Source organism: Meiothermus sp. Pnk-1, from assembly GCF_003226535.1.
Taxonomy (GTDB): domain Bacteria; phylum Deinococcota; class Deinococci; order Deinococcales; family Thermaceae; genus Allomeiothermus.
On sequence record NZ_QKOB01000019.1, the window covers coordinates 1 to 24,167 of the forward strand.

General features: G+C 65.7%; 18 protein-coding genes, 2 tRNA genes and 1 pseudogene. 13 read left to right on the forward strand and 8 right to left on the reverse strand.

Annotation, left to right across the window (positions count from 1 at the left end):
• Positions 1 to 221 precede the first annotated feature (221 nt).
• The 6 genes and pseudogenes from DNA98_RS16190 to DNA98_RS16215 form a co-directional block, all read right to left on the reverse strand.
• Positions 222 to 3,008, reverse strand: a complete 2,787-nt coding sequence (locus DNA98_RS16190; protein ID WP_110532433.1) for a pitrilysin family protein — start codon at positions 3,006 to 3,008, stop codon at positions 222 to 224.
• Positions 3,009 to 3,085: 77 nt separating this feature from the next.
• Positions 3,086 to 3,682, reverse strand: a complete 597-nt coding sequence (gene aat, locus DNA98_RS16195) for a leucyl/phenylalanyl-tRNA--protein transferase (RefSeq protein WP_110532434.1) — start codon at positions 3,680 to 3,682, stop codon at positions 3,086 to 3,088.
• Positions 3,673 to 3,909, reverse strand: a pseudogene (locus tag DNA98_RS18265) (hypothetical protein); the annotation flags it as partial. The pseudogene DNA98_RS18265 and the gene aat, both read right to left, overlap by 10 nt.
• A gap of 91 nt (positions 3,910 to 4,000) precedes the next feature.
• The gene (gene trxB / locus DNA98_RS16205; RefSeq protein WP_110532435.1) at positions 4,001 to 4,951 is read right to left on the reverse strand and encodes a thioredoxin-disulfide reductase; all 951 of its coding nucleotides are present in this window, start codon (positions 4,949 to 4,951) and stop codon (positions 4,001 to 4,003) included.
• Between the two features lie 127 nt (positions 4,952 to 5,078).
• Positions 5,079 to 5,153: transfer RNA gene (locus DNA98_RS16210), tRNA-Glu, on the reverse strand.
• Between the two features lie 44 nt (positions 5,154 to 5,197).
• Positions 5,198 to 5,271: transfer RNA gene (locus tag DNA98_RS16215), tRNA-Gln, on the reverse strand.
• 146 nt (positions 5,272 to 5,417) lie between these two features.
• Here DNA98_RS16215 and DNA98_RS16220 point away from each other — a divergent pair.
• From DNA98_RS16220 to DNA98_RS16270, 11 genes are all read left to right on the forward strand, one after another.
• Complete coding sequence (locus DNA98_RS16220) at positions 5,418 to 6,056, forward strand: hypothetical protein (RefSeq protein WP_110532436.1); 639 nt, start codon at positions 5,418 to 5,420, stop codon at positions 6,054 to 6,056.
• A 71-nt stretch (positions 6,057 to 6,127) separates the two neighbouring features.
• Positions 6,128 to 7,909, forward strand: coding sequence for a hypothetical protein (locus DNA98_RS16225; protein ID WP_110532463.1), 1,782 nt, complete (start codon positions 6,128 to 6,130; stop codon positions 7,907 to 7,909).
• A gap of 84 nt (positions 7,910 to 7,993) precedes the next feature.
• Entirely contained in the window at positions 7,994 to 10,654 is a 2,661-nt protein-coding gene (locus DNA98_RS16230) for a hypothetical protein (RefSeq protein WP_110532437.1), read from the forward strand.
• 171 nt (positions 10,655 to 10,825) lie between these two features.
• Complete coding sequence (locus DNA98_RS16235) at positions 10,826 to 13,042, forward strand: bifunctional (p)ppGpp synthetase/guanosine-3',5'-bis(diphosphate) 3'-pyrophosphohydrolase (RefSeq protein ID WP_110532438.1); 2,217 nt, start codon at positions 10,826 to 10,828, stop codon at positions 13,040 to 13,042.
• A 15-nt stretch (positions 13,043 to 13,057) separates the two neighbouring features.
• Positions 13,058 to 13,714, forward strand: a complete 657-nt coding sequence (locus DNA98_RS16240; RefSeq protein WP_233493267.1) for a DUF92 domain-containing protein — start codon at positions 13,058 to 13,060, stop codon at positions 13,712 to 13,714.
• Positions 13,715 to 13,822: 108 nt separating this feature from the next.
• Positions 13,823 to 15,457 carry a carboxypeptidase-like regulatory domain-containing protein gene (locus DNA98_RS16245; protein WP_129865728.1) on the forward strand — a complete coding sequence of 545 codons (1,635 nt, stop codon included), beginning with the start codon at positions 13,823 to 13,825 and terminating at the stop codon, positions 15,455 to 15,457.
• A 12-nt stretch (positions 15,458 to 15,469) separates the two neighbouring features.
• Entirely contained in the window at positions 15,470 to 16,894 is a 1,425-nt protein-coding gene (locus tag DNA98_RS16250) for a S8 family serine peptidase (RefSeq protein WP_110532440.1), read from the forward strand.
• Positions 16,895 to 16,949: 55 nt separating this feature from the next.
• Positions 16,950 to 17,363, forward strand: a complete 414-nt coding sequence (locus tag DNA98_RS16255) for a hypothetical protein (protein WP_129865729.1) — start codon at positions 16,950 to 16,952, stop codon at positions 17,361 to 17,363.
• Between the two features lie 262 nt (positions 17,364 to 17,625).
• A complete protein-coding gene (gene hemC / locus DNA98_RS16260) occupies positions 17,626 to 18,510 on the forward strand; it encodes a hydroxymethylbilane synthase (protein WP_110532442.1) in 885 nt (294 codons plus the stop codon).
• Positions 18,511 to 18,636: 126 nt separating this feature from the next.
• Entirely contained in the window at positions 18,637 to 19,032 is a 396-nt protein-coding gene (perR, locus tag DNA98_RS16265) for a manganese-dependent transcriptional regulator PerR (RefSeq protein WP_110532443.1), read from the forward strand.
• Positions 19,033 to 19,050: 18 nt separating this feature from the next.
• On the forward strand, positions 19,051 to 20,292 hold the full coding sequence (locus tag DNA98_RS16270; RefSeq protein ID WP_110532444.1) for a folylpolyglutamate synthase/dihydrofolate synthase family protein: 1,242 nt from the start codon (positions 19,051 to 19,053) through the stop codon (positions 20,290 to 20,292).
• A 2-nt stretch (positions 20,293 to 20,294) separates the two neighbouring features.
• On the opposite strand, the gene DNA98_RS16275 is transcribed toward DNA98_RS16270, so the two are convergent.
• Positions 20,295 to 21,158 (reverse strand): alpha/beta fold hydrolase, encoded by an 864-nt coding sequence (locus DNA98_RS16275; RefSeq protein WP_110532445.1) that lies wholly within the window; start codon positions 21,156 to 21,158, stop codon positions 20,295 to 20,297.
• A complete protein-coding gene (gene folK, locus DNA98_RS16280; protein WP_110532446.1) occupies positions 21,155 to 21,643 on the reverse strand; it encodes a 2-amino-4-hydroxy-6-hydroxymethyldihydropteridine diphosphokinase in 489 nt (162 codons plus the stop codon). The genes DNA98_RS16275 and folK overlap by 4 nt, the downstream gene beginning before the upstream one ends.
• Before the next feature lie 215 nt (positions 21,644 to 21,858).
• Here folK and lysJ point away from each other — a divergent pair, with 215 nt between their 5' ends.
• Positions 21,859 to 23,046, forward strand: coding sequence for a [LysW]-aminoadipate semialdehyde transaminase LysJ (lysJ, locus tag DNA98_RS16285; RefSeq protein WP_110532447.1), 1,188 nt, complete (start codon positions 21,859 to 21,861; stop codon positions 23,044 to 23,046).
• Position 23,047: 1 nt separating this feature from the next.
• Positions 23,048 to 24,127, forward strand: coding sequence for a [LysW]-lysine hydrolase (locus tag DNA98_RS16290; RefSeq protein ID WP_110532448.1), 1,080 nt, complete (start codon positions 23,048 to 23,050; stop codon positions 24,125 to 24,127).
• Positions 24,128 to 24,167 lie beyond the last annotated feature (40 nt).

The window sequence follows — 24,167 nt, forward strand, 5'->3', positions numbered from 1 at the left end:
GGCCGTTTGCGCGAACCCCCCTAAAAAGGGTTCCGACGCAGGGTGGGGGAAGGTGAGGGGAAAACGGGTTTTCAATGTCCCCTAGCCGATTTCTCGGCTTGCGCGAACCCCCCCGGGTTTTGGCGCTTGCTTGGGGTTCGCGCAACTTCAAGTTACTACAACCCCCATAGCTGGCCAATCCAAAAGAGGATCAAGACGGCCTAGGCCGATTGCTTGCCTGCTCAGGGCTTCATCGCCTCCGGGTAGAGCACCGCCTTCAGGTAGCTGTCCCGGAAGAGCAGTTGGGCCATCCGCTGCAGGTCCTGCGAGGTGAGGCCCTCTACGGTGGTGAAGTAGCCCTGGGTGTCGTTGGGGTCGAGATCGGGGTACTGGGCGAAATTGACCAGGCGGTTGAGCCAGAAGCCGTTGGTGCGCAGGGCCTCCTCGCGGGCGCGTTTGAGCTGCTCGCGCACCTTGTTCAAGTTCACCTCGCTGGCCCCTTGGGTCTTGACCTCCTCGATCACCTTGGCCAGGGCCCCCAGCAGCTCCTCGGCCTTCTTGGGGTCACAGCTGAATTGGATCAGGGCGCTGGCCTCGGGATAGGGATCGCGGACCAGGTTGACGTTCACCCCGGCGCTGTAGATCCCGCCCAGCTTTTCGCGCAGTTCCTCGGTGATGCGGATGTCCAAGAGGTTTTGCAGCGCGGAGGCCGCCACGCCATTCTTGAGGCTGAACTCGAGGGGCGCCGCGTAGTACATCACCGCGTAGCCGCGCTCGTCCTTGCCGCGGTAGACGTTTTTCTCCACCTTGGCGGGGTTGGTCTTGGGGAAGACGTTCTTCCAGGTGTCCTTGGCGTTCTTGGTGGGCAGGGTTCCCAGGTACTTCTGGGCAAAGTCCTTGAGCTTTTCCTCGTCGAAGCTGCCCACGAACACGAAGGTGAAGTTGGCGGCGTTGGAAAAGCGCTCCTTGTAGATGGCCAAGCCCCGCTCGCGGTCGAGCTTTTGCAGGGCTTCGGGGCTGAAGGCGTGGCCCCGGAGGGTGCCGGGCAGGCGGTACTCGTCGAGCACGTCTTGGAGGGCGCTGATGGGGTTCAGGGCGCGGTTTTGCGCGGCCTCGAGGCGGCTTTGCTTCTCCTTTTCAAAAATAGCCTGGTCAGCCCGGGGCTGGGTGAAGTAGAGGTAGACGAGCTGGAAGAGGGTCTCGAGGTCTTTCGCCGTAGAGTTCCCCTGCATCCCCTCCTCGCGCTCGTTGATGAAGGGCGTGACCGCCACTTGCTTCCCGGCCAGCACCCGGACAAGCTGGCTGCGCTCGAGGGCGCCCAGGCCGCTCTGGTCCACTACCGCGGGGATGATGCGGGCTTCGGGGTAGTCCTCGTCGGAGTAGAGCGAGGCCCCGCCGGGGCTGTAGGCCCTGAAGAGCACCTCGTCGGCCTTGAAATCGGTCTTCTTGTAGAGCACCCGGGCCCCGTTGGCCAGCACCAGCTCGGTGTAGGTGGGTTGTTTGTTCTCCTTGAGGATGGCCGCGGGAGCGGGGATCTTCTCCAGCAGCGCGGCGTTGGTAGCGTTCTCCTGGTAGGCCTGGACCGGCTTGGCCTCGGCCTGGGCCACGACCTTCTGCAGGTCGGCCTCGCTCAAGGGGGCCAGGCCGGCTTTCTCCGGGCGGATGGCCAGCACGTCCTTAGGCCCGCTCAGGAAGGCTTGGGCGTAGGCGTTCAGGTCGCCCAGGGTCAGCTCGCCGATAAAGCGCTGGGCCAGCTCGTAGTCGGTCTGGTCCGAGGTGGACACCGCCCCGCTCAGGAAGACCTCCACGTAGGCGTCGGCCAAGTCGCTGCTGTTGCGCTTGTCGCGCTCGTTGAAGTTCTTCTGGTAGCGGGCCAGCAGCTGGGCTTTGGCCCGCTCGAGCTCGGCCTGTGTAAAGCCCAGCCGGGCCCGGCGCAGCTCGGTGACCAAAGCCTCGAGGGCGGTCGCCTCCTGGCCCTCGCGGGCTTGGGCGCTCAGCTCCTCTACGTCGTGGGTGCGCACAAAGCCGCTCCTCCCGGCCTCGGCCTGCAGAAAGGGCGGGTTGGGGCCATTGGCCAAGTCGTCCAGGCGGGTGGCCATCATGGCCGCGAAGAGTTCGCTGCGGATGCGGTTTTTCACGTCGCCCAAGGTGCGCTCGGGGGCCGCGGGCTTGAGCCCGTAGAGGCTCACCTGGGTGGCGGGAAACTCGGGGTCGCTCAAGACTTTGTAGGCGTCGGCGGCTTGTGCAGGGATGGTGTAGCTCTGCCGCGGACGGGGGTTGTCCGGATTCTTGAGCCCGGCGAAGTTCTTCCGGATGATCTCCTCTATCGCCTTGGGGTCGAAGTCGCCCACCGCCACCACCGCCATCAGGTCGGGGCGGTACCAGTCGCGGTAAAAGCGCCGGATGGCCTCGGTGGGGCTCGAGCGCACGATCTCCATGTCCCCGATGGGACGGCGCAGGGCGTAGCGCGAGCCGGAGGTTAGTAGCTCGATAAGTTGCTTGTTGATCCGCCCGCTGGCGGTGCGATCGCGTAAGCGCTCCTCCTCCACGATCACCCCGGACTCGGCCTTGACGTCGGCCTCCGCAAGGGTAGCCGACTGCGCCCAGTCTTGCAGCACGTCGAAGGCTTTCTGCACCACCGCGGGGTCGGTGGTGGGGATCTTGAGGATGTAGACCGTCTCGTCGAAGCTGGTGTAGGCGTTGATGTCCGGCCCGAAGCGCATCCCGATCTTTTCCAGGAAGTTGATGATCTCGAGCCCGGGGAAGCGCGCGGTGCCCTTGAAGAGCATGTGCTCGAGGAAGTGGGCCAGCCCCTTTTGGTCGTCGTCCTCCTGGTTGGAGCCGGCATTGACTACCAGCCGCAGCTCGGCCCGGTCTTTGGGCTCGCTGTTTTTCCGCACGTAGTAGGTAAGCCCGTTGGAAAGCTTCCCGATGATCACATCCCCCGCCACCGGCAGGGGCTGATCGAGGGCCGCTTGTCCCACAGCCATCCCTACCAGCAGGAGCGTCGCCGCTACAAGTCGCCGCATTTTCTCCTCCTAAGGCAGAAGTTTATAGAAATCCCCGGTTCCCCAGATGATGGCTCGGTGAGGGAGCCAGCTCAGCGCTAGACAAAGCGGACCGGGCGAGCGAGGGCCTCTTGCAGCCTCTGCCGGTACTCTCGCGGCGAGACTTCGTAGGCCCCGAAGCGCTCCAGGTGGGGGTTTTGCACCTGCACGTCGAAGAGGACAAACCCCCGCTGCCGCAGGTGCTCTACCAGCCGCACCAGTGCGACCTTGGAAGCCTCCGGGACCGCGTAAAACATGCTGTCCCCGATAAAAGCCCCGCCCAGGGCCAGCCCTAAAATCCCTCCGGCCAGCTCGCCTCGGTACCAGCTCTCAAAGCTGTGGGCGAACCCAGCCTGGTGAAGCCGCAGGTACATCTGGGCCAGCTCGGGGGTCAGCCAGGTCTCGCTGCTATAGCTCCAACCCCGGGTGGCGCAGCCCTCCACTACCCCCATAAAGTCAGCGTTGATGCGAATCTCAAAGCGCCCCGAGTTGAGCGCCCGGCGCAGCGAGCGCGGTACATGGAAGCGTTCGTCCAAGGGCATCAGCGCCCGGAGCGGGGTGCCGTAGGCCCGCTGGTCGAACCAGCCCACGCCGTCCGCGAAACCTAGCGGGAAATAACCCTGCGCGTACAGCTCGAGGATCGCGGCTACGTCCACATCTTTACGTTACCGCAAGCGGGGCTCGAGACCGCCCCCTCGAGCCCCAGCACCCGGAAGAGAAATGCGTAGATATCGGCTTTTTCCTCGGGTGCTCCCGCGCCGGGATCTGCTAAAGTCAACGCATTTTGCACTTCGATCCAGGCTCGGGTCTGCGGGCCGTTGGGGTCTTCCAACCAGCGATAGGGATCAGGGATTTTGCGGCCGTGGAGTTCGTCTACGTGATTGGCGGTAGGGGTGAAGGGATACTCGAGGCGAGACGTGCCCCCATTATGACCCGCCGGTCAGAATCGCAACCCCTTAATCGTTCAGGTAGGCCTAGATGGCCGGCGAAGGGTTCGACTCCGGACGTTCGTGCGCAGCGAGGTACTTCTCGGCCACCATCGCCGCCCGGGTTCCAGCCCCCACGCTGGTGCCGAGCTGGCGGTAGATGGGATCGGCCACGTCGCCCGCGGCGAAAAGCCCCGGCACCGAGGTGTACACCTCGTCCTTCACCTCCACGTAGCCGTCGGGGCGCAAGGCCACCAGTCCCTTTACGAACTCGGTGTTGGGGACATGGCCGATGAAGACAAAAACCCCATCGGTCTTGAAGTCGTAGACCTGGCCGGTCTCGAGGTTGCGCAGCCGCACCCCGGTCACCGCCTCCTCCCCCAGGATCTCCTCCACCACGGTGTTCCAGAGGAAGTGCATCTTGGGGTTGGCGAAAGCCCTGGCCTGGGCGGTCTTGTTGGCGCGCAGCTCGCCGCGGCGGTGGATCAGGGTGACCTTAGAGGCGAACTTGGTGAGGAAGAGGCCCTCCTCCACCGCCGCGTCCCCTCCACCCACCACCACCACTTCCTTGCCCCGGTAGAAGAATCCGTCGCAAGTGGCGCAGGTGCTCACCCCACGCCCGTAGAACTTCTCCTCCCCGGGCACCCCCAGCTTCTTGGGATTGGCCCCGGTGGCCAGGATCACCGCCCTGGCCCGGTAAGTCCGCTCAAACCCCTTTACCCAAAAACCCTCTTCGCTCCGCTCAATGGCCTGTACCTCGTCCATCAGGAGTTCCGCGCCGAACTTGCGGGCTTGGTCTTCCATGCGCTTGGCCAGTTCAGCGCCGCTGATGGCCTCGGGGAAGCCGGGGTAGTTCTCGACCTCCTCGGTCTGGGCGATCTGCCCACCGGGGAGGCCCTTCTCGAGGATCAAGGTCTTGAGGTTGGCCCGACCCGTATAGATTGCCGCGGTAAGGCCCGCCGGGCCGCCCCCCACGATCACCACATCGTATTCGCTCACAGCTCTACCCCCTGCTAGCTAACAGGCTACACCGTATATCCGGGGGGGAGCGTATTCAGGCTGACAAAATACCTCTAGGGGGTATATGAGGGGGGAGAAACATCCCCGGCCAAAGCCGGGGATTGTTTGGTGACCCCAAGGGGATTCGAACCCCTGCCGCCGCCTTGAAAGGGCGGTGACCTAACCGCTAGTCGATGGGGCCAGGCAGTACACCGTCCCGGGGTTGGTAGCCCCGGGCCGGCCGCTTGGCTGGGGCGCGTGGATTCGAACCACGATTGGCGGAGCCAGAATCCGCAGTCCTGCCGTTAGACGACGCCCCAAGGGGGCACACCGGGCTTACGACCCATCTAACCGGCTTGTGCAAACGGCCCGAAGTCGGGCAACCGACATGGTACACTCAACCCGTTAGGTTGGCAAGCCCCTTTGGGCCTGTCCGACCCAGCACCCAATGTCGAGCGATCACCCTATGGACATCGAACAGCAGGTGTTGGAAGCCTTAAGCTCGTACGTATCCCGCGGGGCCGCCCTCAACCTCCTTCAGCGGGCGATCAAGGCGGGGGGGCGTCCTCCCCTTTCCCCTGAGGACTGGGCCCGGGTGATCGAGGGGCCACTGATGCGCGAGCTGACCCAAGTCCTGCCGGTGAGGGGGGTTTTACCACCTTTCAAGGCCATCCTAGCCAAGCTACGCTCGAGCCCCACCCCCCCGCCTGCCCCCGTCCCTTCCCCCGACGAGGAGCCCGAGGCGCCCCCACCCCTCGAGCAGATACCTCTTTCCGATCCGGTCGCGCGACAAGGTTTGGTGCAAAACCTGGCCCGGCTCGAAGGGGTAGTCGGGGTTATCCTGGAGACCCCCTACGGGCGCGAGGTCCGCGCCCCGGGGCTGGGGCCGGAATTTGCCCGGATGGTCGGCACCGCCCACCGACTAATCGTCACCCGAGGAAGCTATTCCATGTTCTACACTGTGTTGGAGTCGGCCCAGTTGCTGATCCGGCCCATGCGGGTAGGGTGGATCGCGGTGCTCGCCCGTGGAGAGGCCAACCTGGGAGCCCTGATGTACCGCTTGCGGTACATCGAGGGCCTGCAAGAGGTGGAGCACCCAAGCTAGCCTAGGAAAGCGAATATGTGCGTCTGGCCAAAGACACCCCTGAAGAAAGCGCCCTACCGGGAGGTTATGAGATGAAGCGTTGGCTGGCAGTCTTGGTTCTCGCCACGTTAGTTTGCTCTATGGGGGCCTCGGCAGCCCCGATTGCCACCGTGTATGACCAGCTCGCAAGCAGCCTAGCCCAGGTGCAGAACCTGCAAAGCCGCAACCCCGCGCAAGCCCTGACCCTGCTCAACGACGCTCAGAACCGCTTCCGAGGCTCAGCCAGCGACCTGGCCTCTCAGCTCAGCGACGGGATTCTGCGCAACCTCGAGGACGCCAAGGTGGCCATCCAGCGCCGCAGCCGCACCGACCTCGAGGCGCGCATCCTGGTGATCCGGGGCATCTTGGGCAAAGCCCTGTACGACGCCTACTTCGCCGCCGTCACGGCCAAACAAATCCCCCAGGCCCAGGAGTTGCTGCGCCGCCTGATAGCGGCGAGCGAGCTCCCGGCCACCCTACCCGAACAGGCCACCGCGCTGGCCAACGCCGCCAACCTCAACGGCCTGCGGCTGCTTTTTGAGCGCGTCTACGCGCAAAACATGCTCAACGCCATCAACCGGGCGCGCAGCCAGGCCAGCCTCCAGGCCGCCTATCTCGACACCACCCGAGCTTACGCCCTGTACCTGGTGGTCCAGGACTCGCCTCGGGCCAACGGGCTCTCCGCACAGGATTTTGTGGGAGCGCTGGCCAAGCTCTCGGCTAACCAGGCGGAGGATTTCCGTAGCCAAGCTCGAGCCCTGAGCCAAAAGATCCAAGCCTTCCTCCAACAGATCGGGAGCCGACCGTCCAGTCAATCCGCGCAGGCCGTCACCCCCCCCGCCAGTGGGGGGGTGGCTGCCCAAAGCCCCACGCCCCACCCTCAGAGCAAACCCCAAACCACCCCGCCCTCGCCGATTCCCGCGGTCTTGGCGCAGCCCAGCGCCCCTGCCGAGGACGCCTACCAGCGCCTTCTGGGAGATGTGCGCTTCTTGCTGAGCGACCCCGCCCAGGCCGAGCGGGTCACCGAGCAGCTCACCGGGGCAGGGATTTTCAGCATCGATGACTGGAAGCGCGCGGTCCTCGAGGTCAAAGGGCAGGCCATCACCGCCCAGTCGCAGGTGCAGGTGGGCCGCTTCGAGCAAGCCCGCCAGACCCTGCGGCAACTCCAGTCCCAGTACCGCAGCCAGGTCGAGCCGATCGTGGCCGCTCTCAACCCCGCCCTCGCCGAACGCACCAACCAGCTCATCGGCGCCATGCAGCAAGCGGTGGGGCTGCGCACCACCGACTTCAGCGTGCTCTCCAACGAGCTGGAAGAGTCCCGGCTGGCCCTCTCCCGGCAGAGTCTGGGCTTCGGCCATAACTTTCAGGTAAGGCTTCAGCTCCTGCTTTTGGGCCTGCCCCGCGCGGTGCTCTTCATCCTAGCCGGGCTGTTAGCGGTGATCCCCCTGTACCTCCTCGTGCTGACCTTCGGCGGGCGCAACATCTACTGGCGCTTCTTGGGCCTGGCCTTCTTCTTCCTGCTGTTGCCAGCGATGCTCGAGGGCCTCTCCTACATCGGCTCGATCCTCGCGGACTACGGCAACCTGCCCTTCTTCGGCGCGCTGGCCAACCTCTCCATCCAGCAAAGCGTAACTGCCCAGATGTTCTGGGCCCTCACCCTATTCTTGGTGATCGCCTTCGCAGGGATTGGGCTGCGTGGGATTGCTATCCAGTTCGGGCTGTTGCAGAACGCCCGCACCCCCTTGAGCAATACCCAGCCAACCGGTGTCTCCGTAGGCCGCGTGGACCCCAAGATGACCACCGAAACCCTGGTCGAGTGGGACGAAGAGTTTTGAGGTCCCCGCCTCCGGTGACCCTGGAGGGGCTTTTTACCAGCATGAACCCTTGGGAGGCGGAAAGGGTGGGATAATATCCTTAGAATGTCGCTTTACCAGACCTTGCAGCAATCCCTCGAGCCCCTCCTGGGTAGCCGCACCCAAACCGTGCTGGAAGAGGGGGTGCGGCGGCTAGGGGTGAGCCCGGAAAGCCTCCAGGTAGCACAAGCCGAAACCCTGCTCAAGCGGCTCGTCTACCGGGAGCTTCAAGCCACCCGCCCCGCCTCTGAGGCCCGCCAGCAGATCGAGAGTCTCTTGCAAGTGATCCGCGAGCAGGAGGGGGTCTCCACCAAGCCTGCCGCCCCCCCGCCCCCGGTGCCCATCCCCTCCAGCGAGCCTCCGCTCGAGCCCCTCCCAGCCCCCGTGCGGGCCGAGGCCAGGCCCGCCAGCCTGGCCGACCTCGAGGCCGGGCTCAAGCGCATGGGGCTCTACCTGGAGTGGCCTGAGGTGAGCCGGCTGCGCAGCTTGGTGATGGTGATCAAACGAGAGCAGGAAAAGGGGGTCGAGCCCGAGGAGTTGCTCCGGGAAGGCCAGGGCCTCTTGGTCCAGCTCGAGGAGCGCTTGCAGGCAGCGCTGCTGCGCCAAACCCGCGACATCAGCGATCTGGAGGCGGCCCTTAACCGGGTGAGCAGCGTGGGCGGCCCCAAGGTGCGCCGCCTGGAGGCGCTGCTGCGGCAGATCAAGGAAGCGCACGCGAGCGAGACCCTGGCCCCCGGCGAGGTGGAGCGGGCTCGCTCCATCGCCGCCGAGCTGCGCAAGCTGGTGGAATCCAGCGTGGTGCAGAACCCCACCTTGGAAAGCCGCCTCGAGCCCGAGGTCCCGGTACCCGACGAGACGGCGGAGTTCGTGATGGAGACCCCCCCCGAGCCGCCCCGTGCGGACGGTTCTCCCGCCTCCGAGCGCTACCCCACCTTCGAGATCGATTTTGGCGAGCTTACCGAAGAACAGCTGGGCAAGATCCGCGAGATCGACGTGGCGGAGGACCGCCGCGCCCTCGAGACCCTTAAGGAGCGCTACGCCGGGGTGCTCTCCCGCAGCGAGGTGGCCCCCCTCCTGGAGCGCCTAGAGGCCCAGCTAGCCACGGGCGAGCCGCTGGGGGCAGCCCTCCCAGAGTTCGAGGCCAAGCTCAAAGCCGCTCTCAAAGAGGCCCTCTCGGAGGCTAGGGCACGCTACGAGTGGCTGGCCGAGCGGCTGCGCGAACTCGGCCATGAGCCTCTCGAGGAACTGGCTCCCAAGCTCGCGGGGGTGACGACCCGGCTCAACGTAGCCTTTGAGACCTTGCAGGCCGGGGTGATCCCCGAAGACCTGGCGGCGCTGGGGGAAGCGCTCGAGGCGCTGGCGCAAGAGGCCAAAAGCCTGCGCGAACAGAAAGCCCGCGAAGCGCGCCTACGCCAAGCCCTCGACACCCTGCGCGGCGAGGCCGAGGCGGCCTTGTCGGCCTACCGCGGGCAGCCCACGGTGGAAGTCTTCTTCAACCAGCTGGCCGGTGCCCAGCCCCGCGAGGAGAGCCTCCAGGTGTTGCGCCGGGGGCTCTCCGGGCTGCTCGAGGCGCTAGCCCGTGAGCGCGAGGAGGAAAACCTGCGCCGCAGCAGCCTGCGCTCCGCCTTACAAGCGCTACCCAGCCTGGACAGCCTCGAGCCCCAGCGCAGCCGTCTGCTGGCCGAACTCAACGATACCAGCAAGCCCCTGGCCGAACTCGAGGCCGAGATGCAGCGGCTGGTGCGGGAATTCCAAGGCCAAGTCAGCATGCGCTTGGAGGCCCTGCGCCGCCGCTCGCTCAAACTGGGCTTTGCCATCCCCGGCTTGGAATCGGCCCTAAACGCCTTGCAAAGCGGCCAGGTCCCCGATCCCCAACCCCTGGAGCGGGCGCTCGAGGAAGTCCTCACCCAGCGCCGCAACGCCCTACTGGCCCAGCTGGCCCAGCTCGAGGGGCAAGCTCAGGCTTTGCGCGGGGTGGGTGGAGAAGCAGTGCTGAGCGAGATCGCCCAATTCCGCTCGCGCCTCCAAGCGGGAGAACTCCCCGACCTCACCCCGCTGCACGAAACCCTCCGCCAAGCTCAGCGCGCGCTGGAGGTCTTGCGCGGCCAGCTCCAGATCCGCATCGCCAGCCTGCTGGTGGACTACCACGAACAGGCTACCATCGGCGGCGAGACGGTATTCAGGTTACGCCCCATGATCGAGTTTCTGGCTGCCGCTCAGGAGCGCATGGGCAAACTGGGGGTGAACGGGCTGTTGGACGTGCGGCGTACCCTCGAGGAGGCCCTACCGCTGGCTGCGCAGCTCCAAGAAGAGTACCAGGCCGCTCAGCGCCTCAAGGAGGAGCTCAAAGGGGTCAATATCGATGAGCTGCTGGGCATCTTCGAGAGCAAGCCCGCCAAGGAGGAAAAGCCCATCCAACACCCTGCTCTGGCTTCGTTCCAGGGGCGCGGGGTGGAGGGCTTAGCCCTGCTCGGCCCCTCGGGGTTGATCGAAGGCCACCTCCCCTTTCCCATCAGCGTAGCCCAGGCCCTATTGGAGGACTTCCGCCGCATGGGCGAGGATCTGGGCTGGCAACCCGCCCGGCTGGCGGTACTCTCCTTGCCGGAGACCGCTTTGATCCTGGCGCCGCTAGGCCAGAAGGGGCTGGTGGTACTGGCGGAGAAGGGGCTGCTCTCGAAGCTCTTGACCCAGATCGAAAAACACCGCGACGAGCTGGCGGCGATGTAGCCGCACGTCCTACGTCGAGGTCGGGGCAAAACTGGTCCGATAACAATCCGCGAGGCTCCGCCGCGTTTTTCTGGCATGCGAGGGCGGAGGAGCTGCCGTGAGGCAGCCCCTGGCCCCAATCCTGATCCCGTCCCTAGTCCCTTGTGACCCTCGCCTGATACACTTGAGGAAGTGTCGCAAGCGGTGGATATAAGCCCAACCCAGCTCTGGACTCGCCTCGAGCCAAAACTCACCCACCTGCCTCCCGCCGAGCAGGAGCGGGTTCGTGCCGCGCTAGACTTCGCCTTTGTGGCCCACCGGGGCCAGCTGCGTAAGTCCGGTGAGCCCTACATCGTCCACCCGGTGGCGGTGGCCGAGATCCTGGCCGAGCTGGGCCTGGACGCCGAGACCTTGATGGCGGGCCTCCTCCACGACACCGTGGAGGACACCGAGGTCAAACCCGAAGACATCGAGGAGCGTTTCGGGGCAGCGGTGCGGCGGATCGTGGAGGGCGAGACCAAGGTCTCCAAGCTCTACAAGCTGGCCCACCAAGACTCCAAGGAGGAGCCCAGCCTGGAGGAGCAGCGGGCTGAGGACCTGCGGCAGATGTTCATCGCCATGGCCGAGGACGTGCGGATCATCATCGTCAAGCTGGCCGACCGGCTGCACAACCTGCGCACCCTGGAGTTCATGCCGCCCCACAAGCAGACCCGCATCGCCCGGGAGACCCTGGAGATCTACGCGCCGCTGGCCCACCGGCTGGGCATCGGGCAGATCAAGTGGGAGCTCGAGGACCTCTCCTTCCGTTACCTCGAGCCCCAGGCCTACGCCGACCTCCTGAGCCGGCTCAAAAGCCACCGGGCCGAGCGCGAGGCGGCGGTAGAGCGGGGCAAGGAGGCGCTGGAGGCGGTTTTGGCGCGCGACTCGGTGCTGGGGGCCTCGATCCAGGGCTATGAGGTCACGGGCCGCACCAAGCACCTCTACTCGATATGGAAAAAGATGCAGCGCGAGGGCCGCGCCCTCGAGCAGATCTACGACCTGCTGGCCCTGCGGGTGATCCTCGAGCCCAGGCCTAGCTCCAACCCGGAGGAAAAGGCCATGCGCGAGAAACAGGTCTGCTATCACGTGCTGGGGTTGGTCCACGCCCTCTGGCAGCCGATCCCGGGCCGGGTCAAGGATTACATCGCCGTCCCCAAGCCCAACGGGTATCAGTCCTTGCACACCACGGTCATCGCCGGCTCCGGCTTGCCCCTCGAGGTGCAGATTCGCACCCGGGAGATGCATCACATCGCCGAATACGGCATCGCCGCGCACTGGCTCTACAAACAGGGCCTCACCGACCCCGAGGAGATCAAACGCCGGGTGGACTGGCTCAGGAGCATCCAAGAATGGCAGGCCGAGTTCAGCAGCTCGCGCGAGTTTGTGGATGCGGTGACCCGCGACCTTCTGGGGGGGCGGGTGTTTGTCTTCACCCCCAAAGGCCGCATCATCAACCTACCGCGCGGGTCTTCCCCGGTGGACTTCGCCTACCACATCCACACCGAAGTGGGCAACCACATGGTGGGGGCCAAGGTCAACGGGCGGATCGTGCCACTTTCCTACGAGCTGAAAAACGGCGAGATCGTGGAGATCCTCACCGCCAAGACCGCCCATCCCTCCAAAGACTGGCTGGAGTACGCCAAAACCCGCTCCGCCAAGCAGAAGATCCGGGCTTTCTTCCGCGCCGACGAGCGGGCCGAGACGCTGGAAAAAGGCCAGCGCGCTCTAGAGAAATACTTCAAGCGCCGGGGCCTGCCCCTGCCCAAGGAGAGCGCCCTCGAGGAGGTAGCCAAGAAGCTCGTTCGCCACGCCTCCCCTGAGGACTTGTACATGGCCTTAGCCCAGGGCCGGGTCACCACCCAGCAGATCGCCCGGATCCTGGTCCCCAAAACCGAAGAGGCCGTCGCCGCCAAGCCTAAACCGGTCAAGAACGAACTGGGCATCCGGCTCGAGAACGACCTGGCTGCCCCCCTCAAGCTCGCCAGCTGCTGCAGCCCGGAGAAGGGCGACCCCATTCTAGGCTACGTGACCCGAGGGCGCGGGGTGAGCATCCACCGAGCGGGCTGCCCCAACCTGAGGCGCCTCCTGGAGCAAGACGCAGGCCGGATCGTAGCCGCCCACTGGGAGGGGGTAGGCTGGGGCCGGGTGACGAACCTCGAGATCACCGCCCGGGACCGGGCGGGGCTGATGCGCGACGTGATGGACGTGATCGCCGGGGCCGGGATGAGCGCTATGGGCATCGAGAGCCGCATCCTGGGCGAGAGCGCCCACATGAAAGTGCGGCTCGAGGTGGGGGAGGCCGAGCGCGCCATACTGGAAAACCAGATCCGCCAGGTGCCGGGCGTGCGCAACGTACGCTGGACCCAGTAGGGGCCAGACCTGGGCATGATGATCCTCTCCTTGGCCTTTAGCCTCGGCGTGGCCTTTGCCGTGGGCTGGCTGGCCGAGCGCCTGGGTTGGCTGCGTCCGAAAAGCGCCTGGGCCGCCGCCTGGGTGGGCGGCTTGCCGCTGTGGGCAGGAGGGATTCCGGCGGCTCTCGCGGTGATATTGCTGGCGGCCTTGGGTAGCACCGCCTCCCGCCTCAACCCCCGAAGCCGCGACCAAAAGGGCCGAACCGCCCTCCAAGTCCTGGCGAATGGGCTCCCCGCCGCTTTGGGCATCGCGCTCGGCGCTCCCCTCTTCTTCCTGGGGGCCATCGCCACCGCCGCCGCCGATACCCTGGCGACCGAGGTAGGAGCCCGCTCGAGCACGGCCTGGCACCCGCTCAAAGGACCAGTATCCAGTGGAACCAACGCCGCCATAAGTTTGCCGGGAACGCTGGGCCTCGTCGTCGGGGCGATGATCTTCGGGCTTTTCGGGCTCGCCCTCGGCCAACCGGTCTGGCCCATCGCGCTCGGTGGCATCGCCGGAGCCTTCGCCGATACCCTGCTGGGCCTCCTGGAAGACCGGCTCGAGGGATGGTCCAATGACCTCACCAATCTCCTCGCCACGACCCTGGGGGGCTTTTTCGCCCTGGGGCTGGGCAGGGAAATTTTGTGTTGACTACACCCTATAAAGCGCTTTATAGTGCAGCCATCCTCTACCAGGCCTGGGGAGGTAGCGAGACAACAGGCATCCTCAAGGCAAACAAACCCGTTCCACGGAGGATCTATGCGGTCAATCGCTGCTTTGACCATACCTCTGATTGCGCTGTTATCAAGCTGTACCCAGCCCTCTACCACCCTTCGCGGCTTCGTGTACCAGTCCGTAAGCACGGGCGGTAACCCGGTGGCCGGAGCCCAGGTGCAGCTACAGGTGGGCGGCTCTACCAAGTCCGCCGTCACCGACTCCACCGGGGCTTTTTCCCTGACCTACAGCGGGGGAACGAACTTCAGCCTCACGGTGATCCCTCCAGCCGGCTCAGGGCTAGGTGCGGTAACGTATGACGGGGTTGCGGTGGCGACCTATAACGATCAATACGGAGCCGCCGGGGAGATGAACATCTACCTGCCGGGAGGCCCCTCGGTTGCCCTCCCCGGAAGCCGCAACACCTTCGGCTGCATCTACGGGAACCTCCTCGACACCGACGGAACCACCCCGGTGGTGGCCGCGCCGCCCTCCACAGCCCCCGACCGCACTTCTCCGGCGGCTTGCAATGGCACCCAGCCGGAGGGCGTTTTTAACGATGGGAGCACGGCCATCAGCCCGGGCGAGAACGGCCTGGTGCTCTTCGGGGGTTTACGGGTGGTCACCACCGGGGCCGGCGGCTCCTTCCGGATTCCCCTCTTCACCGGCAACAACGGCTTCGCTTTTAGTGGCAGCCTGTGGGGCGGCAACTACACCGGCACCGACACCGGCGATCCCAATACCGCCACGGCTTACTTCTGGGAGAAGTTCGCCTTCAAACCCCGGGTCGACCTCTACACCAAACCCAGCAATTTCCCCGACACGCCTGTGGGCAACCTGGTGCTCGAGCCCTTCGATCCCGCCACCAACCCCAAGGTCACCACGCTCTCCATCACCCACGACACCTCGGCCCTTAGCGGCTTCGACTTCAGCGACCCCAGCAAGGCCCTCTCCTTTAGCCTCCCGCTCTTCAACCACGCCATTCACTCCGCCGGCATCGAGCTGGGCCAGTACTACCACCTGGGGGCGGGGGCCATGAACATGCGCATCGTCAAGCTCGACCCCGCCGCCCAAAGCCAGCAGATCGAAGTGGACAGCACCGCCCTCAACCTAGACACGTTGGCCCGCTCCACCGTCAAGCAGTGGCGCGACGGGACCAACCTGGGCACCCCGCTCACCGCCAAGTTCCTGGCCATCCCCAGCCTCCAGGCCCCCGCCAACAACACCACGGGCCAATCCCGCACCCCCACCCTCTCCTGGAAGGCCGTCCCCGAGGCCACCTTGTACGAGGTAGACGTCTACGACGCGAACGGCAAGCTGGTGTGGTACGGCCTTAGCAAAAATACTTCCCTCTCGGTCCCCGTAACCCTCGGGGCCAACCAGACTTACCAGTGGCAGGCTTTCGCCTACGAGGGCCTGGAGATGAGCGACGCCATCGGGCGCGACCTCGAGGCCACCCTAGCCGCGCGCTGGATCAATCCCCGGCACCTGGCCGGGCTCAGGCGCCTCCCGTCCAACCCGGTGAACGAGGCGTACGGGCGGATCGCCCAAGCCTATCTGGACACCCTGGGCTACATCCCCGCCACCAGGCCAGCGGGCCAGCGCTACCTACAAAACCTGCTCGCCAACGGCTACCGCGAATCGGCCAGCGAGACCTTCAGCTTCCAGACGGGCAACTAAAGGAGGTGGAGCATGCGCAAGCCCATCGCGTTTGTGATCACTGCGGCTATCCTCGCCGCCTGCAATACCCAGCCCGCCCCCCAAACCCAGGCCCCCGAGCTGACTACCCTGAACGGCAACCCGGCGGTAGCCGGAGAGATCTTGGTCAAGTACCAGGGCGGGGTCAGCCTGAGCTCGGTGCAGCCCCTCCGCGGCAGCCGACAGGTCTCGGCGTTTGGCGACGCCGATTGGGGTCAACTGGCGCGGGTGCAGGTGCCCAAAGGCCAGGAGCTCGCCTTCGCCGAGGCCTACTCGCACCAGGCCGGGGTAGAGTACGCCGAGCCCAACTACTGGGTGGAAAACCCGCGGGAGGAGGTGCAAGCGGTCAGCCTACCTAAAACCTCGGCACCCCGGCTGCAAGCCCTGCCCAGCCCCATCACCGATAAGTACTTTGTGGAAGTCCCAACGGGCGATCCCTTCGCCACGGCCAGCGTGGGCGGCAACGTCAACTACAGCAACGTGCCCTACCTGTGGGGCATCTACCGTACCCGGGCCCCTGCGGTCTGGGCCGCGGGCTACACCGGCCAGGGGGTGACCGTGGCGGTCATCGACGAAGGGGTAGACCTGAACCACGAGGACCTGGCGGCCAACATCTGGACCAACCCCAACCCCAATAACCCGAGCTGCCCCGGCCTGCACGGCTACGACTTCGCAGACGACGACGCCGACCCCTCAGATACCGGCGGGCACGGCACCCACGTGGCCGGGACCATCGCCGCAGCGGCCAACGGCAAGGGCGTGGTGGGCCAGGCCCCCGAAGCCAAGATCGCCGCGGTGCGGGCCCTGGGTTACCTTGGCGGCTCCAACTACATGCTGGTGCGGGGGCTAAAGTACGCTGCCGACTGCGGCTTCAAGGTCGCCAACAACTCCTGGGGCAGCGGGGCCAAGAGCAAGGCCTTTTACGATGTGATCAGCTACGGCACCCAGAAGGGCACGGTGTACGTATTCTCGGCGGGGAACTCCTTCCGCGAAGGTAACCGCCTGAGCTGGCCAGTCGGTTACAGCCCGGTGATCCCCGGGCTGATCGGGGTCGGGGCGACCTCGGCCAACAACCTGCGCGCGGGTTTCTCCGACGCGGGCGACTACGTGACGGTAGCGGCGCCGGGCCAGGGGATCCTCTCCACCATCCCCACCGTGCAGAACCCCAGCGACCCCTACGCCTACCTGCAGGGCACCTCGATGGCGGCCCCTCAGGTGAGCGGGGTGGTGGCCTTGTTGTTCTCGGCCAAGCCCAACCTGACCCCGCTCCAGGTGCGGGTGGCCCTCGAGCGCACGGCCAACGCCAGCCTCACTGGCCAGCTGGCCAAGCCTGATTACCGCACCCAAAACGCAGGCTGGTACGGCTACGGCCTGGTGGACGCCAAAGCCGCGCTGGACTACGTCTTGGCCAACTACTAACCCGCTCTAAGCTAATCCCAGGGGTTCTCAGAACTCCTGGGATTAAGGTTTGGGTATGCGCCTCATGTGCTTGATCGGACTATGCTTCGGCCTGGCGCTAGCCCAGGTGCCCCCGCCTAGGCCCCCGGAAGAGCCACGTACGCCACAAACGGTGACGCTCGAGGTCCAGGTGTGGCGGCAAGGCCAGCCCGCTGCCGGGCTGCGGGTGCTGCTGTGGCGGCTGGGGCCTGGGGGCCGGCAGCTCCCCGCTGAGATGGGGGGTGCTTTGCGCCTTACGGACTCCGAAGGCCGGGCCCGCTGGAACGGGCTCGAGCCCGGCCCCTGGGGAGTCCAGCTGCGCGACCCGCAAAGCGGGCTGCTGCTCTTGGTTCCGCTCACTGCGGATTTTATGGCCTCCCCCCTGGTGGTGGGGCCTTACCGGGTTCGGCTCAGCTTGACCCTCCAAGCCCCTGGCAGCTCCTTGCCGTGACGCCCCCCCCGACCGGGTGGCACAGATCCTTCGCAGACTCTGCCCGAGCTTTTGCCAGGAGATTAAGACCCCCCACCCCTCCCCTTGGTGCCAAGGCCCAAAATCGGTTCGGTAACCCGGGAGCCCTTACGCCATACGCGAAAAGCTAGGCGGCAAGCGCAGGAGGAGCGGAGATTTCATTCCAACAAGCAAGCCCATCGTGTCCCCAGACCGCTTACAGGGGCTGGGCAAGCAAAATCTTTCCGCTACAATAGGTCAAGCTATGCGCGTCATCGTGATCGGCACGCGGGGAAGCCTGCTTGCCTTGGCCCAAACCCGCTGGGTGGTGGAACGCCTCAAAGAAAACTGGCCGGAGGTCGAGTTCAAGACCAAGACCATTACCAACCGCAGCGATGATCCCGCCGCAGGCTTGCAAGACGCTTTGCGCAAGCGCGAGATCGACATCGCCCTGCACCCGCTACGGGACCTGCCCCTGGCCCAAGCCGAGGGGCTCCACCTCACCGCCGTAACCCGTCGGGTTGACCCCCGCGACGCCTTCGTGGGGCGCAGCGCCAAGCGCCTCGAGGATCTCCCCGCTGGCGCGGTGGTGGGGGCGCCCTCGCTACGCCGTAAAGCCCAGCTCCTGGCCTACCGCCCCGACCTGGCGGTACGCGAGATCAAAGGCGACGTGGACGATCAGCTCGAGGCTTTGGGAACCGGCGAGTACGACGCCATCATCATGCCCGCAGGGAGCTTGTTGCGGCTCGATCTGCGCAACCGCATAGACCAGTTCGTAGATCCCGAGATCCTGCTACCCGCGCCGGGGCAGGGGGCCCTGGGGCTCGAGGTGCGGCTAGGCGATGACTACGCCGAGGAGCTGGCCTACAGCCTCAACCATCGCCCCTCCAGCGATCGGGTCTGCGCCGAGCGGGCCTTCGTTGCGGCTTTGGGCGTGGGCCTCGAGGCGCCGGTGGCGGCGTTGGCCTTTGTCGAGGACGACGGAACCCTGCGGCTCGAGGGGGGGGTTTTCTCCCCCGATGGCCGCGAGATGATCCGCGGGGAGATCGAGGGCGATGCGACGGAAGCCGTTGAGCTGGGCCATGAGCTGGCCCAGGACTTGCTGGCCGAGGGCGGGAAGGAAATCCTCGAGCAGGCTAAGGTGTATTAGAGGTTTTACGTCGTACGCTATATGCCAAAAAGCTTTTGACGTACGGCGTATAGCCTACGGCTATCTATGGCATTCCGCTCAGGATTCTGGTGTTTATCCTCCGATTTCGCTATACTCTCTTAAGCGATGGCGATTCAGCGGCTCACACGTCAGCGTAAAGCGGTGCTCGAGGTGGTCAAGCAAGCCCGCAACCACCCCGATGCGGCCTGGGTTTACCAGGAGGTGCGCAAGATAGTCCCCAACATCAGCTTGGGAACCGTCTATCGCACCCTAGACACCCTGGTCGAGGAGGGCCACCTGATCCCGCTCACCCGCGCCGGAGAAGCCACCCGCTACGACGCCAACACCGACGGCCACCTGCACATGATCTGCGAGCGCTGCGGCGAAATCATTGACCTGGATACCCAGATCCCCGACGTGCTGAGCGAGGTCCGCTCCCGGTTTCCCCACCTCGAGATCACGCGCGCGAGCCTCGAGTACCACGGCCTGTGTGAGCGCTGCCGAGGGGATTCGGGATCCTGAGGGCCTACCTCCACCCAGATGACGGATTCGCTGCGCTGGCTCCTGGCCCAGCAGAGGTTCACGAAGCCGGGCCTAGAGCGCATTCGGGCTTTACTCGAAGGCCTCCGCCACCCCGAAGGGACCTACCGCAGCGTTTTGGTGGGAGGCACCAACGGCAAAGGCTCCACCACCCAGGCGCTCTCGAGCATCCTCCGATCTGCCGGGTACACCGTCGCCACTTACACCAGCCCGCACCTGGTGCGCTTTGGCGAGCGGATTGTGGTGGATGAAGCGGAGATCTCAGACGACGAGCTGGAGGCGTTGCTCGACGAGCTCAGGCCTTTAGCCGAAGAGGTGGAGGCCTCGTTTTTTGAGATCGTCACCGCCATGGCCCTGCTCCACTTTGCTCGGCAGCGAGTGGACTGGGCCGTGCTCGAGGTCGGCTTAGGGGGGCGCTTCGACGCGACCAACGCGGTGGAGCCGGAGCTTTCCCTCATCACCTCGATTGGCCTGGACCACACCGAGATCTTAGGCCCGACCCCCAGCCATATCGCCCGCGAGAAGGCCGGGATCATGCGCCCGGGGAAGCCCGTCTTGACCGGGGCCGAGGGGGAAGGGCTCGAGGTGCTTAAGGCTTGCGCCGCCGAGGTGGGCGCAGAACTCCAGGTGCTGGGGGAGGATTTCGCCATTCGGGAGGTGAGGCCACAGGAGGCCGGGCTTGCCTTTACCCTCGAGCTTGAGGGGGAATCGCACCTGCTCCACACCCCCCTGCTGGGCCCCCACCAAGCCCGCAACCTGGCCCTGGCCGCGGCTGCGGCACGGAGGCTGGGCGTAGGACGGGAGGCGATACGCACAGGGCTCAAGCGGGTCCGGCACCCAGGCCGGCTGGAGCGGATGGGGAATATTCTCCTCGACGGAGCCCACAACCCCGAAGGGGCCTGGGCGCTGCGGCAAGCGCTGAAGGCCCACTTCCCCGACAAACCGCTGGTGCTCGTGCTGGCCCTATCGAAAGACAAAGACGCCCCCGCCATCGCCCAAGCGCTACACGACCTGGGGCCGGTCGTCCTGACCCGCTACGCCTCCCCCCGCGCGCGCCCTCCCGCGGAATTGCTGCCCCATTTCCCAGGGGCGCAGATCGCGGAAGACCCGCTTTCAGCGTTGCAAACAGCCCTATGTATGATCCCCCGGGACGGGCTGGTGGTGGTGGCAGGGAGCCTATACCTGATCGGGGAGATCAAGCGAAGATTGCAGGGGCTCGAGCCGGAGGAGCGCTGGCAGTAGGATTAGTCGCCCAGCAACAAGCGCACCAACTCCTCCGGCCTTTCCTGCTGCGGCAGATGCCCGCAGGCGGGGATAACCCGGAGCTTAGCGTCGGGGATGAGCGCCGCCAGGGCCTGTCCCGCGGTGACCGGCACGATGTAATCCTGCTCGCCCCAGACGATCAGCGTGGGTATCCGCAAGCGCTTTAAGGCCTCGCGGAACCTCGCGCCTTCGGTCAGGCCGGCCAAAGCCGCCTGGCGGAGGGTGGAGAAAAATGCCCGCCGCTGGCCGTCGCTCCAGACCCGGGCCCACACCCGCTGGCGCAGGAAAGCTCGCTCCTCCGGGGGTAGGGCCTCGAGGTCGGCGTAGTAGGGCCGCAAGGTGGCGTAGGCCTCGTCCTGAGAGGCCCGCAGGCGGGTATAGTAGCGCTCGCCCAGGCCGGGCACCAGCATCCGCAACAAGGCGGGCGAGACCCCACCGCCCAAGCTGGGGCCGTCCACCAGAACCAATCGGTTCACAAGCCGGGGGCGCTCGAGCGCCAGCCGGGCTGCGATCTCCGCCCCCAAGGAGTTCCCCACCAAGGCCACCCCCTCCAAGCCAAGCCCCTCCAGCAACGCCGCCACCGCCCGCACGAAAAAACCGGGCGTGTAGGCCCGCCGGGGGCGCTCCGTACGACCGAAGCCTGGAAGATCGGGGGCAATGACCCGGTGGGTCTGGGCCAATGCCGGGATCACCCGCCGCCAGGAGTCGGCTTCGTCGGCCAAGCCGTGGAGCAGGACGAAAACGGGGCCGCGCCCAGCGTCGTAAAGGTGAAAGCGCAAGCCGCCCGCGGGGACTTCCCGGCGATAGCGCCGGAGGCTTTCGGGCACATCAAACTGTGTGTTCATAGGGGTTTCTCCCAGACCCGCACCCCTTTTGAGTCTACCCGCTCGAGCCACTCTCGGTAGGTCATCCCCAAGCTCGGATGCCGGGCCTCGGGGATCAGGTCACATAGCGGGGCCAGCACGAAGGCCCGTTCATGCAGCCGGGGGTGGGGCAGGATAAGCCCTGGGGTCTCTATCACCTCCTGACCGTACAGGAGCAGGTCTAGATCGAGGGTGCGGGGCCCCCAACGCGCAGTGCGCTCCCGCCCCAAGGATTTTTCGATCTCCAGGAGGGCTTGCAGCAGGGCTTGCGGCTCGAGGCCAGCCTCGACCTCGGCCACCATGTTCAGGTAGGGCCCCTGCCCCGGCGGCCCCACCGGATCGGTCTGGTAGACCTGCGAGAGGCGCGACAGCCGGGTTCGCGGGAGGTGTGAGAGGCGGGAGAGCGCCAGCAGCAAGTACCCGGCCCGGTCGCCCAGGTTGGATCCCAAGGCAATATACGCCTTCACCCTTAACAGACTAAACGCGTATTCCCGCCAGGGTTGACAAGGGCGCCGCCCGCCCCGTAGGCTTGGCACAATGCTGCCGCGCTCGCGTAAACCTAGACACCGGGGATCGGGTTAGCCACGCGCTACACCTCCCCGGCCTGTTCCACGAGCAGGCCGGTTTTTTTCGGCAGTAGAATGAAGGCGTATTTTCGCCGAGCGGAGCGAGGAGAGGAACCATGCAAACCATCACCAATTGGCTCGAGGTCGAAAAGCAGCACGATTCCGGGGTGTACAACAAGCACGACGTGGTGATCGTGCGGGGCAAAGGAGCCCACGTCTGGGACTCGGAGGGAAACGAATACATCGACTGCGTGGGCGGCTATGGGGTAGCCAACCTGGGGCATTCCAACCCCGCCGTGGTCGAGGCGGTGAAAAAGCAAGCCGAGACCCTGATGGTGCTGCCCCAAACCCTCCCCAACGATCGGCGGGCCGAGTTCTACGCCGCCCTTACCGGCATCCTGCCTAAAGAACTCCGCCGGGTCTTCCCTTGCAACTCCGGCACCGAGGCCAACGAAGCGGCGCTCAAATTCGCCATGATGGCCACCGGAAAACGCAAGTTCGTAGCGGCCATGCGGGGCTTCTCGGGACGCACTTTGGGCTCGGTGGCCCTCACCTACGAACCCAAGTACCGCGAGCCCTTTGGGCCCTACGGCCACGAGGTGGTCTTCGTCCCCTACAACAACCTCGAGGCCCTGCGCGAGGCGGTGGACACAAACACCGCAGCGGTCCTCCTCGAGCCCGTCCAGGGCGAAGGTGGGGTGCGTCCGGCGACCCCTGAGTTTTTGCAGGCGGCCCGCCAGGTTACCCAGGAGCGGGGAGCGCTGCTGATCCTCGACGAGATCCAGACCGGGATGGGGCGCACCGGGAAGCGCTGGGGGTTCGAGCACTTCGGGGTGGTGCCGGACATTGTGACCATGGCCAAGGCCCTAGGGGGCGGGGTACCCATCGGGGCAGCGGTGATGACCGATAGCATCGCCAACGCCATGCCCAAGGGCGGGCACGGCGGAACCTTCGGAGGAAACCCGCTGGCGATGGCGGCGGGGGTAGCGGCCATCGGCTACCTCGAGAGTACCCGGCTGTGGGAACGGGCCGCCGAACTGGGCCCTTGGTTCATGGAGGAGCTGCGCCAGATCGGCTCGCCCAAGGTGCGCGAGGTGCGGGGGTTGGGGCTCATGGTCGGCCTCGAGCTCAAAGAGAAGTCCGCCCCCTACATCACCCGTCTCGAGCGCGAGCACCGAGTCCTCACCCTGGCTGCCGGACCTACCGTGATCCGCTTCCTACCGCCTTTGGTCATCAGCAAGGAGGACCTCGAGCGGGTGGTGGAGGCCGTACGGGCGGTGTTGCGCTGGAACCCCAAAGACTGAGATGACAGCCCCTCACCTCGAACCGGTCGAATTCTTGCGCCGCGCCCTGGAGATCCCCAGCCCCTCCGGCGCCGAGCGCGAGGTCGCCGAGTACCTAGCGGCGGAGATGGAACGGCTGGGGATGAAAGCCTGGGTAGACGAAGCCGACAACGCCCGCGGGGTACGGGGCCATGGCCCCTTACAGGTGGTGCTTTTGGGGCACATCGACACCGTAGCCGGGGTGGTGCCGGTACGCCTGGAGGGAGAGAAGCTCTTCGGGCGAGGAGCGGTGGACGCCAAAGGGCCCTTTGTGGCATTTGTGCTGGCGGTGGCGGGGCTGCCGAAAAGCGCGCTCGAGGCCGCCACCTTTCACCTCGTCGGCGCCACCGAGGAGGAAGCCCCCAGCTCCAAAGGGGCCCGTTACGTGGCCGACAAGCTCAAGCCGGATTATGTAATCATCGGGGAGCCCTCCGGCTGGCAGGGGATCACCCTGGGATACAAAGGCCGCCTGCTGGTGCGGGCCCGGCGAGAGAAAGACCACTTCCACTCCGCCCACCAGGAGGCTAACGCCGCCGAAGAACTCATCAGCTACTTCACCAGCATCAAGGCTTGGGCAGAGGCCATGAACGTGGGGGCACGGGCTTTTGATCAAGTGCAGTACACCCTGCGCGACTTCCGCATTCAACCTGCCGAACTCAAGCAGAAGGCCGAGATGCTCTTCGACCTCCGGCTCCCACCCCGGCTCCACCCCGAAGAAGCCATCCGCCATCTGACGGCCTACGCCCCCCCCACCATCGACCTCGATTTCTCCGGACGCGAGGTGCCCTACGTGGGCCCCAAGGATACCCCCCTCACCCGGGCCATGCGGGTGGGGATCCGCGCGCAGGGGGGAACCCCGGTCTTCAAGTACAAAACCGGGACCTGCGACATGAACGTGTTGGCCCCCCACTGGACGGTCCCCATGGTGGCCTACGGCCCCGGTGACTCGGTCTTGGATCACACCCCGATCGAACACGTAGAGATCCCCGAGTTTCTCAAGGGGATCGCAGTTTTGCGCACGGCGCTCGAGGCCCTGGTGGGCCAAGCCCGCCCTACCCCCTAGCCTACGCCGGGTCGGCAGTTTAAGTTTCGTTTTTAGCTGG

Coding starts and splice junctions, on each gene's coding strand:
- DNA98_RS16190 (WP_110532433.1), bottom strand. CDS start 3,008: ATGCGGCGACTTGTAGCGGCGACGCTCCTGCTGGTAGGGATGGCTGTG.
- DNA98_RS16220 (WP_110532436.1), top strand. CDS start 5,418: ATGGACATCGAACAGCAGGTGTTGGAAGCCTTAAGCTCGTACGTATCC.
- DNA98_RS16225 (WP_110532463.1), top strand. CDS start 6,128: ATGAAGCGTTGGCTGGCAGTCTTGGTTCTCGCCACGTTAGTTTGCTCT.
- DNA98_RS16230 (WP_110532437.1), top strand. CDS start 7,994: ATGTCGCTTTACCAGACCTTGCAGCAATCCCTCGAGCCCCTCCTGGGT.
- DNA98_RS16240 (WP_233493267.1), top strand. CDS start 13,058: ATGATGATCCTCTCCTTGGCCTTTAGCCTCGGCGTGGCCTTTGCCGTG.
- DNA98_RS16245 (WP_129865728.1), top strand. CDS start 13,823: ATGCGGTCAATCGCTGCTTTGACCATACCTCTGATTGCGCTGTTATCA.
- DNA98_RS16250 (WP_110532440.1), top strand. CDS start 15,470: ATGCGCAAGCCCATCGCGTTTGTGATCACTGCGGCTATCCTCGCCGCC.
- DNA98_RS16255 (WP_129865729.1), top strand. CDS start 16,950: ATGCGCCTCATGTGCTTGATCGGACTATGCTTCGGCCTGGCGCTAGCC.
- hemC (WP_110532442.1), top strand. CDS start 17,626: ATGCGCGTCATCGTGATCGGCACGCGGGGAAGCCTGCTTGCCTTGGCC.
- perR (WP_110532443.1), top strand. CDS start 18,637: ATGGCGATTCAGCGGCTCACACGTCAGCGTAAAGCGGTGCTCGAGGTG.
- DNA98_RS16270 (WP_110532444.1), top strand. CDS start 19,051: ATGACGGATTCGCTGCGCTGGCTCCTGGCCCAGCAGAGGTTCACGAAG.
- DNA98_RS16275 (WP_110532445.1), bottom strand. CDS start 21,158: ATGAACACACAGTTTGATGTGCCCGAAAGCCTCCGGCGCTATCGCCGG.
- lysJ (WP_110532447.1), top strand. CDS start 21,859: ATGCAAACCATCACCAATTGGCTCGAGGTCGAAAAGCAGCACGATTCC.
- DNA98_RS16290 (WP_110532448.1), top strand. CDS start 23,048: ATGACAGCCCCTCACCTCGAACCGGTCGAATTCTTGCGCCGCGCCCTG.